This is a genomic window from Pseudomonas sp. 21LCFQ010, assembly GCF_024129905.1.
Lineage (GTDB): Bacteria > Pseudomonadota > Gammaproteobacteria > Pseudomonadales > Pseudomonadaceae > Aquipseudomonas.
In genome coordinates this window covers 64164-76346 of the sequence record NZ_JAMYDZ010000022.1, presented here as the reverse complement: position 1 = coordinate 76346, position 12183 = coordinate 64164, and the positions used below count along the sequence as shown (strand labels likewise).

The 12183-nt window shown below is 64.0% G+C and carries 10 protein-coding genes; 7 read left to right on the top strand and 3 right to left on the bottom strand.

Translation table 11 applies throughout. The annotated features are described in order from the left end of the window. Nucleotides 1–352: 352 nt before the first annotated feature. Nucleotides 353–3265: an aminotransferase gene (locus NJC38_RS21730; protein ID WP_253117039.1), complete on the bottom strand. Its 2913-nt coding sequence runs from the start codon at nucleotides 3263–3265 to the stop codon at nucleotides 353–355. A gap of 259 nt (nucleotides 3266–3524) precedes the next feature. Here NJC38_RS21730 and rfbB point away from each other — a divergent pair, with 259 nt between their 5' ends. The 7 genes from rfbB (at nucleotide 3525) to NJC38_RS21695 (ending at nucleotide 10612) form a co-directional block, all read left to right on the top strand. Further along, nucleotides 3525–4607 carry a dTDP-glucose 4,6-dehydratase gene (gene rfbB, locus NJC38_RS21725; RefSeq protein WP_253117038.1) on the top strand — a complete coding sequence of 361 codons (1083 nt, stop codon included), beginning with the start codon at nucleotides 3525–3527 and terminating at the stop codon, nucleotides 4605–4607. Further along, nucleotides 4604–5479, top strand: coding sequence for a glucose-1-phosphate thymidylyltransferase RfbA (gene rfbA, locus NJC38_RS21720; protein WP_253117037.1), 876 nt, complete (start codon nucleotides 4604–4606; stop codon nucleotides 5477–5479). Before rfbB ends, rfbA begins: the two co-directional genes overlap by 4 nt. Continuing rightward, complete coding sequence (gene rfbC / locus NJC38_RS21715) at nucleotides 5476–6024, top strand: dTDP-4-dehydrorhamnose 3,5-epimerase (RefSeq protein WP_045485760.1); 549 nt, start codon at nucleotides 5476–5478, stop codon at nucleotides 6022–6024. The genes rfbA and rfbC overlap by 4 nt, the downstream gene beginning before the upstream one ends. Further along, nucleotides 6021–6896 carry a dTDP-4-dehydrorhamnose reductase gene (gene rfbD / locus NJC38_RS21710; protein WP_253117036.1) on the top strand — a complete coding sequence of 292 codons (876 nt, stop codon included), beginning with the start codon at nucleotides 6021–6023 and terminating at the stop codon, nucleotides 6894–6896. Before rfbC ends, rfbD begins: the two co-directional genes overlap by 4 nt. A 64-nt stretch (nucleotides 6897–6960) precedes the next feature. After that, nucleotides 6961–8775 carry an ATP-binding protein gene (locus NJC38_RS21705; protein ID WP_045485753.1) on the top strand — a complete coding sequence of 605 codons (1815 nt, stop codon included), beginning with the start codon at nucleotides 6961–6963 and terminating at the stop codon, nucleotides 8773–8775. Further along, nucleotides 8772–10157, top strand: a complete 1386-nt coding sequence (locus tag NJC38_RS21700) for a sigma-54 dependent transcriptional regulator (protein ID WP_045485750.1) — start codon at nucleotides 8772–8774, stop codon at nucleotides 10155–10157. The genes NJC38_RS21705 and NJC38_RS21700 overlap by 4 nt, the downstream gene beginning before the upstream one ends. After that, nucleotides 10154–10612: a YiiD C-terminal domain-containing protein gene (locus NJC38_RS21695; RefSeq protein ID WP_253117035.1), complete on the top strand. Its 459-nt coding sequence runs from the start codon at nucleotides 10154–10156 to the stop codon at nucleotides 10610–10612. Before NJC38_RS21700 ends, NJC38_RS21695 begins: the two co-directional genes overlap by 4 nt. A 98-nt stretch (nucleotides 10613–10710) precedes the next feature. Here NJC38_RS21695 and cysQ read toward each other — a convergent pair whose 3' ends face one another. Both cysQ and nudE read right to left on the bottom strand, forming a co-directional pair. Continuing rightward, nucleotides 10711–11553 carry a 3'(2'),5'-bisphosphate nucleotidase CysQ gene (cysQ, locus tag NJC38_RS21690; RefSeq protein ID WP_045485744.1) on the bottom strand — a complete coding sequence of 281 codons (843 nt, stop codon included), beginning with the start codon at nucleotides 11551–11553 and terminating at the stop codon, nucleotides 10711–10713. Continuing rightward, on the bottom strand, nucleotides 11550–12116 hold the full coding sequence (gene nudE, locus NJC38_RS21685; RefSeq protein WP_045485741.1) for an ADP compounds hydrolase NudE: 567 nt from the start codon (nucleotides 12114–12116) through the stop codon (nucleotides 11550–11552). The genes cysQ and nudE overlap by 4 nt, the downstream gene beginning before the upstream one ends. Nucleotides 12117–12183: the final 67 nt, after the last annotated feature.

Genomic DNA, 12183 nt, shown 5'->3' with positions numbered 1-12183 from the left:
TTGTAGGAGCGGCTTTAGCCGCGAAGATCTTTCGCTCTGGGTAAGGATCATTGCCGCGGTTGCCTGCGCTGCCGGTTCCGCCCCGACGGGCGGGTTACTTTGGTTATGGCCAAAGTAACCAAAGCCATGCTCCGGTCTTGGCCCCCTTACGGGGGTTCCCTCATTCCGGTGCCACTCCGGGGGCCGGCGCCCAATGCCCCATCCATGGGGCGGGCGCCTGAACCGGCATCCATGCCGGTTCTCCCCCTACGCAACACCTCCATTCGGCCTGCGCCAATCGTCGCGTTTGGCGGTGTCTGTGATAACCCGGCTCAAAGAGCAAAAGCTCAAACAGCGGCAGCGGCAGCAACAATCACTCCAGTTCACGCAGGACTCTGGAAACGCTGTCGACGAAGAAGTCGACGCTTTGCCGGGTGGTGCACATGGGGGGTTTGATTTTGAGGATGTTGAGGTAGTCGCCGGTCGGCTGCATGAAGATGCCCAGCTCGCGCAGCCGGTCGCACAGGTAGGCGGTTTCTTCGCTGGCGGGTTCCAGGGTCTGTGGGTCGCGAACCAGTTCCACACCCAGGTAGAAGCCCATGCCATGCACGGCGCCGACCAGCGGATGTTTATCGGTCAGCGCTTGCAGCCGGGCCTTGAAGTGGGCGCCCGTGGTGCGGGCGTTGTCCCAGAGTTTTTCCTGCTCCAGTACGTCGAGTACAGCCATGCCGATCCGGCAACTGACCGGGCTGCCACCGGCCGATGAGAAGAAATAGCCTTCGGCTTCCAGCGCCTCGGCGATCTCGCGGCGGGTGATCACGGCGCCCAGCGGATGGCCGTTACCCATGCCCTTGGCCAGGGTAATGATGTCCGGCACCACACCCTGCTCTTCGAATCCCCAGAAGTACTCACCCAGGCGGCCATAGCCGACCTGGACTTCGTCGGCAATGGTCACCCCGCCACGCTCGCGCACTTGCTGGTAAACCTGCTGCAAGTAGCCCGGTGGCAGGGGGATGCCGCCGGCGTTGCCATACACCGGTTCGCAGATGAAACCGGCCACCTGGCGGCCCTGCTCGTCCAGCCTGGCCAGGGTCTGTTCGACATCGCGTACATAGTCGGCGGTACTGGCAGGGCCACGAAACGGACCACGATAGGTATTGGGCGCCGTTACCGGGTGCACCCAGTCCGGGCGGGTGGTCAGCGCTTGCGGGTTGTCGGCAATCGAGGTGGAGATCGCGTCGGTGGCCACTGACCAGCCGTGGTAAGCCTCCAGCACGCTGAGCATGTCGCGCCCGCCGCTGAAGGCCCAGGCCAGGCGGATCGCCAGGTCGTTGGCTTCAGTGCCGCTATTGACCAGAAATACCCGGTCCATGCCCGGCGGCGCCAGTTTGAGCAGGCGCTCGGAGAATTCGGCAATCGCGGCATAGTGAAAGCGCGAGTTGGTATTGAGCAGTGACCACTGGCGCGCCGCTTCACGGGCCATGCGCGGGTGACCATGGCCCAGCACCGCCACGTTGTTGAGCATGTCCAGATACGAGCGGCCCTGCATGTCGATCAGGTGGTTGCGCCAGCCACGCTCGATCTGCGGCGGGGCCTGGTAGTAGTGTTTTTGTGAGCGGGCAAAGCTGGCATCGCGGCGCGCCAGCAATGCCGCCGGGTCCGGCAACGGCGCGGCATCACAGGCAAAGCCCAGCAGCCCCGCCGGCGACGGGCACAGGTGGCGCCAGGCCGCAGCCCAGCCGGGGGTGGCAAACAAGGGCGCATTGATGCCGGGCTCGCTACACAGTTGCAGCAACAGGATGCCATCACAGGTGCCCAGCAACTGCCCGGCACTCAATGAGGTGGCGCACGGCAGCGTACTGTTCACCCCCCACAGCCGCAGGCTGAAGCTTTCGCCGACCAGCACCAGCGCCGCATCGGCGGTCTGGCGCAGGGTGGCATCGAGCGGCGCGTGCAGCGGCGTACCGGCGGGCATGTGCAGTTCAACATGCAGAGCAAAGGTATCGGGTTCACGGGCGCTGTCGGGCAGGGTCCGCGACAGGCGGTATTCCCCATAACGGCTGGCGGCCAGCCCGACCTGGCGCGCGGTCAGGGCCAGTAATCGTTCGTCGATACCGTCCTGCTCCCAGTTGCCGGCCTCGAAGTGCTCGCTGAGCACGCCCAGGTGCACGCTGCAGAAGCCCTGCCCGGCCAGGCTCGGCAGCAACGGCCGCCAGGCAGGTTGCGGCAACGGCTCGATCGCAACGCCAACCGCAGCGAGAATCGCCGCTTCCATCAACGCCATGGGCACCGAGGTGGCGACATCGAAAATCGCCCACTCGCCTTCCAGGTTGGCCTGGATGTAGTGGTTGCCCGGCTCGACGCTGGCCTGCTGTTCGCTGCTGAGCACCAGCACCGTTGCGCGGGCAACGATCAGTGGCCACAGCGCTTTGAGTTCCTCGACCCGCAACGGGTTGAGCGCGTGATAGGCGCGGATTGCCGGCAGGATATACAGCGGGTCGCCTTCGGCATGGTGCAGCAGTGCCGCACAGGTCACTGACAGGTCGGCCACCCGCCAGGTCGTGAGCAGGTCGCCGAAGTCGATCAACCCCTGCATCTGCCAGTGGCGTTGCCCGTCACGCGCCCAGACCACATTGTGCTCGGTGATATCCAGATGCACCGCTTGCAGCGCCAGGGCCGGGATCAGCGGCGTCAGGCGCTGCCGGGCCTGTTCAACGGCCTCGCGCAGGCAGACCCGTTCGTCGCCGTCCTCGATCACCGGCAGCAGGTGGCGGGCCAGCGCGTTGGCATGCCGCGGGTCCCACTGCAGGATGCGCTCCAGGCCCGGATGGCTGAAGTCTTGCAAAGCCAGATCGACCCTGGCGCACAGCTCGCCCAGCGCGGTGACCACCTCAAGCCCCAGATAACCGGCGTTGCCCAGCGACTGGCCGTCGATGAATTCCAGCAGCCGGACATGCACCGCCTGCCCGTCCAGTTCCAGCGACAGCAGCTGCTCGCCATTGAGGGCGCTGATCACCGCTGGCACGCGCATGCCTGGACGGCCGCTCAGATGCTCCAGGGCGGCGTGCTGGGCAGCCAGCTCCAGGGTGCTGTAGTCGCCGTGGCAGATCTTCAGCACATAGCGCCGGGTGCCGGTGTCGAGCAGCAGGTTGCAGTCCTGTTGGCTGCCCAACACCTTGAGCGAGCCACTGAGGCCGTAATGCGTCTGCAGCAATGACAGGGCCTGGTCGACACCCACTTGCGGGCAGGGCAGGCTTGAGCGGCGGATCAGGGTGGCAAGCGGCATGCAACAACCTCGGCTGACAGATTCCGGGACAAACGACAACGCAGCAATCGCACCACTATAGAGTGAGCGCAGGATACCGCCCAGCACCCTGCGGTTTGGCGACGGCAGATTTATGGCACGCCTGACCCGGATCATCGAATATTTTCATCACCCTTGGCTGCCATCTTGCCTGATCCTGCTTGCGCACATGGGCACACACCCACAAGCTATGCTGCATAAACGTTCAATCGCCCCTTCATTAAGGAAGAAAGGCCAGCACATGCGAATACTCGTCACCGGCGGCGCAGGTTTTATCGGGTCAGCCCTGATCCGGCATCTGATCGACAACACCGGACATGAAGTCCTGAACCTCGACAAGCTGACCTACGCCGGCAACCTCGAATCCCTGACCTCGATTGCCAACAACACCCGCTACGAGTTCGTCCAGGCCGATATCGGCGATCAGGCGACCGTCAGCGCCGTACTGGAACGCTTCGCGCCCCACGCCATCATGCACCTGGCCGCCGAGTCGCATGTCGACCGCTCCATCGATGGCCCGGCCGAGTTCATCCAGACCAACATCGTCGGTACCTACAGCCTGCTTGAAGCGACCCGCAACTACTGGCTCAAGCTGCCGGCGGCCGAGCGTCAGGCGTTTCGCTTTCATCACATCTCCACCGACGAGGTGTACGGCGACCTGCATGGCGCCGATGACCTGTTCACTGAAACCACACCGTACGCGCCCAGCTCGCCCTATTCGGCGAGCAAGGCCGCCTCGGACCACCTGGTCCGCGCCTGGCAGCGCACTTACGGCCTGCCGGTGATCGTCACCAACTGTTCGAACAACTACGGGCCGTTCCACTTCCCGGAAAAGCTCATCCCGCTGATGATTCTCAACGCGCTGGCGGGCAAGCCGCTGCCGGTGTATGGCAACGGCCAGCAAGTGCGCGACTGGCTGTACGTCGAGGACCACGCCAGGGCGCTGTACAAGGTGGTGACCGAGGGCGTGGTCGGCGAGACCTACAATATCGGCGGCCACAACGAGCAGAAGAACATCGATGTGGTACAGGGCATCTGTGCACTGCTCGAAGAGCTGGCACCGCAGCACCCCGCAGGCGTGACCCGCTATAGCGACCTGATCACCCATGTGGTGGACCGCCCAGGCCATGACCTGCGCTACGCCATCGACGCCAGCAAGATCGATAAACAACTGGGCTGGACCCCGGAAGAAACGTTCGAGTCCGGCCTGCGCAAGACCGTCACCTGGTACCTGGACAACCTGGAATGGTGCCGCCGGGTGCAGGACGGCAGTTATCAGGGCCAGCGACTTGGCTTTACTGACCACAAGGATCTTATTGCATGACCAAGGGAATCGTACTTGCCGGAGGCTCCGGAACCCGTCTTCACCCGATCACCCTCGGCGTATCCAAGCAGTTGCTGCCGATCTACGACAAACCGATGATCTACTACCCGCTGTCGGTGCTGATGCTGGCCGGCATCCAGGACATCCTGATTATCTCCACGCCTCACGACCTGCCGCAGTACCGTAACCTGCTGGGCGACGGCAGCCAGTTCGGGGTCAATTTCCAGTACGCCGAACAAGCCAGGCCCGACGGGCTGGCCCAGGCCTTCCTGATTGGTGAGCAATTTATCGGCAACGACCCGGTGTGCCTGATCCTGGGCGACAACATTTTCCACGGCCAGCATTTCGGTGAGCAACTGCTCAAGGCCGCCGCACACACACAAGGCGCCACGGTGTTTGGCTACTGGGTCAATGACCCGGAGCGCTTCGGCGTGATCGACTTCGACGAAAGCGGCCGGGCCTTGTCCATCGAGGAAAAACCCAAGGCACCGAAATCCAGCTATGCGGTGACCGGCCTGTACTTCTACGACAACGACGTGATCCGCATCGCCAAGGCCGTCAAGCCGTCACCGCGCGGCGAGCTGGAGATCACCGATGTCAACAATGCCTACCTGCAACGCGGCGATCTGCGGGTCGAGCGTTTCGGCCGGGGTTTCGCCTGGCTCGACACCGGCACCCATGACAGCCTGCTCGACGCCTCGTCCTACGTGCAGACCATCGAACACCGTCAGGGCCTGAAGGTCGCATGCCTTGAAGAGATCGCTTACCAGAACGGCTGGATCGACCGGACGCAGTTGCTTGAGCGTGCGCAGTACTTCGGCAAGACTGGTTACGGTCAATATCTGTTCAAGCTTGCAGGGGAAAACCAGTGAATGTGATTGCCACCCAGTTGCCCGAAGTGTTCATTCTCGAACCCAAGGTGTTCGGCGATGATCGGGGCTTCTTCTACGAGAGTTTCAATGCCAGGGCCTTTAGCGAAGCCACTGGCCTGAATCCGCAGTTCGTTCAGGACAATCATTCACGCTCGCAAAAAGGCGTGCTGCGCGGTCTGCATTATCAGATCGAGCACGCCCAGGGCAAACTGGTGCGCGTCACGGCAGGCGAGGTGCTCGATGTGGCGGTGGATATCCGCCGCAGTTCGCCGACCTTTGGCCAGTGGGTGGCGGTACGCCTGTCGGCCAGCAATTTTCGCCAGTTGTGGATCCCCGAAGGCTTTGCCCACGGTTTCGTGGTGCTGAGCGAGTCGGCCGAGTTTTTGTATAAAACCACCGATTTCTATACCCCGGCGGCCGAACGCTGCATTCGTTGGGACGATCCGGAACTGGCCATCGACTGGCAACTGGAGGGGCTCAGCCCGCTGCTGTCGGCCAAAGACCAGCAGGGCAAGCGCCTGAGCGAGGCAGAACTGTTCGTATGAAAATTCTCATCACTGGCCAGCATGGCCAGGTTTCCCGGCATTTGCAGCACAGCCTGGCCGATCTCGGCGACCTACAGGTACTGGGCCGCGATGCGCTGGACCTGAGCCAGCCGGGCAATCTCGTGGCTCAGGTGCGGGCCTGGCAGCCCGGGCTGATCATCAATGCCGCAGCGCATACCGCTGTCGATCAGGCTGAAAGCGAAACCGATCTGGCCCACACCATCAACGCCACCGCCCCCGGCCTGCTCGCCGAAGCGGCTGCGCAGCTGGGCGTGCCGCTGATCCACTATTCCACCGACTATGTATTCGACGGCAGCCACACCGCGCCGTACACCGAGCAGGCTGCGCCCAATCCGCTCAGTGTTTACGGTGCCAGTAAACTGGCTGGCGAGCAGGCGATCCAGGCGGTCGGTGGCCAACATCTGATTTTGCGCACCAGTTGGGTGTATTCGCAGTACGGTCGCAACTTCCTGCTGACCATGCAGAAGCTGCTGCAAGAACGTGAAGAACTGCGGGTGGTGGCCGACCAGGTAGGTGCGCCCACCTGGGCCGGGACCATCGCCCACAGCACCCGACAACTGATCGAGCGCTGGCGCGACGGTCAGCCCGGCGCATGGGGTGTGTACCATCTGACCGCCAGTGGCGAAACCTCATGGTTCGGCTTTGCTCAGGCGATTGGCGCGCAACTGGCCGCTCAGGGCAAGCCCTGCGCCCGGCTGGAGCCGATCCCCACCAGCGCTTACCCGACCCCCGCCACTCGGCCACTGAACTCACGGCTCGACTGCAGCAAGCTGCAGCGTGAATGGGGCGTCAGCCAGCCAGACTGGCAGCAGGCATTACTGGAGTGCCTGAGTCAGCCACGGCAGGCATAATACGGGCTGATGCACCCGGCCATGCGCAGGGTGCAAAACCAGCCTTTGAAGACGCCAGTAGACGATGACCCACACTCCCGCTCCCGCACGTCGCCCCCGCTGGCGCAGCCTCGCTCTTGTGGCGATATGCCTGGCGCCGCTGCTCTGGCCGCTGGAGCATCTGGCCGAGCGCTATTACCACAATGAGCTGACCAGCCAGAACCGTCAGACCCTGGCCCTGTATGTGGCCAACCTGCTTGCCACCCTGCACCGCTACGAATCCCTGCCGCCCATCCTCGGCGATCTGCCAGCGTTGCGCGCGGCCCTGAGCACCCCGGCCGACCTCAACGCCATCGACGGTGCCAACCATGCGCTGCGCGAGGTCACCCAGCAGACCGGCGCTGACGTCATCTATCTGATGAACAAGGACGGCCGTACCCTCGCTTCGTCGAACTTCGACCAGCGCGACAGCTTCGTCGGGCGCAACTTCTCGTTCCGGCCGTATTTCAATGAAGCCCTGGCGGGCAAGCTGGGGCGGTTTTTCGGGCTGGGCACCACGTCGGCCAAGCGCGGTTACTTCTTTGCCGCGCCAGTGCGTGAAGGCAGCGAAGTGGTGGGCGTCCTGGTGATCAAGGTAGACCTCGACTACACCGAGTCGCTGTGGGGCAAAACCCCGGTGCAACTGCTGCTCACTGACCAGAACGGCGTGGTGATTCTGACCTCCAACCCCGAGTGGCGCTTCCATGCCACCCGGCCGCTGAGCGAGCAGGAAAAAACCGCGATCGGCGCCATCCAGCCCTACCCGACCCGCGAGCCACGCCCACTCAAGCTCGATGAACGGGCCTGGCTGACCCAGACTCAAGAGATCGAAGAAACCGGCTGGACCGCCAATGTACTGGCCCCCAAGGTACTGATCGACCGTCCGGTGCGGACCTTTGTCGCGGTGGGCGGCGCGACGCTGCTGGTGCTGATGCTGCTGCTCAGCCTGATGATGCAACGCCGCCGCCACTACCTGGATCGCCTGGCCTTCGAGAGCAAGGCGCGCCGTGAGCTGGAACAGAGGGTAATGGAGCGTACCAGTGATCTGGAAGGCCTCAACAGCCGCTTGCGTCAGGAAGTGCTGGAGCGCGAACAGGCCCAGCAGGAACTGGTTCGCGCCCAGGACGAACTGGTCCAGGCCGGCAAACTGTCAGCGCTGGGCACCATGTCAGCGAGTATCAGCCATGAGCTCAATCAGCCGCTGGCGGCAATCCGCACCTATGCCGACAACGCCGAAATCCTCCTTGACCATCAGCGCACCGATGACGCGCGCAGCAACCTCAAGCTGATCGGCGAGTTGACCGGGCGCATGGCCTCGATCATCGCCCACCTGCGCGCGTTCGCCCGGCGCGATGCCCACGCCCCGGAAAGCGTTGCCCTGCAACCGGCGCTGGAAGATGCCCTGGCCCTGCTGGCCAAGCGCAGGCGGGCCATGGACGTGGAACTGATTCGTGACCTGCCGGCCGCCACGCTGTGGGTCCAGGCCGGTGAAACCCGGTTGCGCCAGGTGCTCGGCAACCTGCTGGCCAATGCGCTGGACGCCCTGACCGAGAAAGGCCCGCCGCGCAAGCTGTGGATCAGTGCCGAGTCCACCGCCGAGGGCGTCAACCTGTACATTCGCGACAATGGCCCCGGTTTTTCCCAGGAAGCACTGGCCCGTGCCCGTGAGCCGTTCTTCACCACCAAGACCAGCACCCAGGGGCTGGGCCTGGGCCTGGCGATCTGCGATACCCTGATGCGTGCCCTGGGCGGTGAACTGCTGATGGCCAACCACACCACTGGCGGCGCGCTGATTACCCTGCGCCTGCGCTGCGGCGTCTCCGGCGCCAACCTTCAACCTCCCGAGGATCTTTCTGCATGAGTCCGGACACCGCCATCGACAGCCAGGTACAAGTGGTGCTGATCGACGACGACTCGTTTCTGCGCCAGGCCCTGAAGCAGACCCTGGACCTGGCCGGCCTGAAGGTGCTGAGCCTGTCCGAGGCCACCGGCCTGGCCAGCCGCATCAGCCGTGACTGGCCCGGCGTAGTCATCAGTGATATCCGCATGAGTGGCATGGACGGCATGGAACTGCTGGCCCAGTTGCATGAACAGGACCCCGAATTGCCGGTGCTGTTGATCACCGGTCACGGCGACGTGCCGCTGGCGGTCAAGGCCATGCGCGCCGGGGCCTATGACTTTCTCGAAAAGCCCTTCCCCAGCGATGCCATGCTCGACAGCGTGCGCCGCGCCCTGGCCCTGCGCCAACTGGTGCTGGACAACCGCAGCCTGCGCGTGGCCTTGAGCGACCGCCAGCAACTGAGCACCCGTCTGGTCGGCCAGTCGGCCTCGATGTTGCGCCTGCGCGAGCAGATCGGCGCCCTCGCCGCGACCCGTGCCGACGTCTTGATTCTTGGCGAGACCGGTGCGGGCAAGGAGGTCGTGGCGCGCGCCCTGCATGACTTGTCGAGCCGGCGCAGCGGGCCTTTCGTGGCGATCAACGCCGGGGCGCTGGCCGAGTCGGTGGTCGAAAGCGAACTGTTCGGCCATGAAGCCGGTGCCTTTACCGGGGCGCAGAAGCGCCGCATCGGCAAGTTCGAGTTCGCCAATGGCGGCACGGTGTTTCTCGATGAAATCGAAAGCATGAGCATGGACGTGCAAGTCAAGCTGCTGCGCCTGCTACAAGAACGCGCCGTCGAGCGCATGGGCAGCAACCAGTTGATCCCGCTGGATATCCGGGTCATCGCTGCGACCAAGGAGGACCTGCGCCAGTCCGCCGATCAGGGGCGGTTTCGCGCTGACCTGTATTACCGGCTCAACGTGGCCTCATTGCGCATTCCACCGCTGCGTGAGCGCGGTGAAGACGTGCTGATGCTGTTCGAACACTTCGCCGACGGCGCCAGCCAGCGTCATGGCATTGCCAAGCGCGAACTGGGGCCGGGGCAACGCGCCTTGCTGCTGCGCCACAACTGGCCGGGCAATGTGCGCGAGCTGCAAAATGCTGCCGAGCGCTTTGCGTTGGGCCTGGAGCTGGAACTTGAAGGCATGACCCGCCAACAGGAGCCGGTCAACAGCGGTGGCCTGAGCGAGCAGGTCGAGCATTTCGAGCGCACCCTGATCGCTGCCGAACTGACCCGCCCGCACAGCTCGGTGCGCAGCCTGGCCGAAGCGCTGGGCCTGCCACGCAAGACCCTGCATGACAAACTGCGCAAGCATGGCCTGACCTTTGGCGACAGCCAGACCTCACAGGATGACCACGAATGAACCCGGCAGCGGCCCTGGCCCTGGAACAGCTTCTGCACCACGACATCCCGCTGACCCGCGAGATGGGCGTCAAGGTCATCGACTGGCAGGCGCATCGCTTGCGCCTGCATTTGCCGCTGGCTCCCAACGTCAACCACAAGAGCACGCTGTTTGGCGGCAGCCTGTATTGCGGCGCGGTGCTGGCCGGCTGGGGCTGGCTGCACCTGCGCCTGCGCGAAGCCGGTATCGAGGATGGGCATATCGTGATTCAGGACGGCCAGATCAGTTATCCGCTACCGGTGCGCAGCGACGCCGTGGCCTGCTGCACCGCCCCCGAACAGGCTGCCTGGGAGCGGTTTCTGACGACCTACCAGCGCCGCGGCCGCGCCCGGCTGGAGCTGCATACGTTCATCAGTGAACAGGGGAGCGATGCACAGGCGGTGCGTTTTATTGGGCAGTTTGTGGTGCATCGCTGATACGGCCGCTCAGCAAGCACGGAGCCTTGTAGGAGCAGCCGGGCGGCGATCCGTTTTAGCCGCGCTTCCCGGCTGAAGCCGGTCCTACGGGCGTGGCTTTAGCTGCGGGCCAGCTCCAGCAGGCGGGCGCGCCATGGGGCGTTGGCTGGCAGGGCGACGAAGAACGGGTTGAGCAGCGACTCGCGTGGCGGGTAGCTGAACGGCTCGCCATCAAGCTGCAGCACCACGCCGCCGGCACCTTCCAGCACGCCTTGTGCCGCAGCGGTGTCCCATTGCGAGGTCGGGGCCAGACGCGGGTAGCAGTCAGCGCTGCCTTCGGCCAGCAGGCAGAATTTCAGCGAGCTGCCGATATTGGTCAGTTGCAGCTCACCCAGCCCTTCGGCCAGGCCATTGAGCAGTTGCTCCTGCTGCGCACTGGTGTGGCGGCGGCTGGCGACCACGGTGAACGGCTGGCCGGCGCCAGCGCTGTCACGGACCCCAATGGCCTCACACGGCCCGGCCACTTCGCTGCGCCACGCGCCAAGACCCGCACCGCCGAACCAGCAACGACCGTTGGTCGGCATCGACACCACCCCGAACACCACCCGGCCGCGTTCGATCAAGGCGACGTTGACGGTGAACTCTTCACTGCCGGCAATGAACTCCTTGGTGCCGTCCAGCGGATCGACCAGCCACCAGCGCTGCCAGTTGGCACGTTCAGCCTGGGGAATATCGGCATCTTCTTCGGACAACACATGAATGCTCGGGTCCAGAGCCTGTAAACCTTCGACCAGCACCTTGTGCGCCGCCAGATCGGCCACCGTGACCGGCGAATCATCAGCCTTGGCGGTGACCTCTACGCCGCTGCGCCAGTGTGGCAGGATCGCCTCACCGGCGCGCCGCGCCAGTTCCACGACCGGGGCCAACAGGGGATGGGGGAGGTTGTCAGGCAATTCGCTCATGGCAGGTAGAGTCCACGTTGGGTCAACAGATCACGGGCCAGGTACAGCGCGGCCAGGGCACGGCCTTCACTGAACCGGGGATTTTGCGCCAGGCTGGCCAGGTCACGCAGGTTGATTTTGTCGACGCGGATCGGCTCGGGCTCATCGCCCTCCAGACGCTCTTCATACAGATCGCTGGCCAGTACCACCTGGATTTTCTGGGTCATGTAGCCCGGCGACAGCGACAGCTCGGTCAGATGCTCCAGTTGCCGGGCACCAAACCCGGCTTCTTCCTTGAGCTCCCGGTTGGCAGCGGCCAATACATCTTCGCCGGGTTCGACCAGCCCTTTGGGCAGCGACAGTTCATACTCTTCAGTGCCGCCGCAGTATTCCTCGATCAGCAGCGCGTGATCGGCGTCGTACATCGCGACAATCATCACCGCGCCATGGCCGGTGCCGCGCCCTACCAGTCGCTCATAAGTTCGCTCGGCACCGTTGGCAAAACGCAACTGCACGGCTTCGACACGGAACAGACGGCTGCTGGCGACGATTTCTCGGGCAAGCACATCGGGTTTCTGGCGCATGACAGACTCCTTGGCAAGAGCGCAGTACTATACGTGGCTTTGCCCATGATCTGTGCCAGATCTTCCT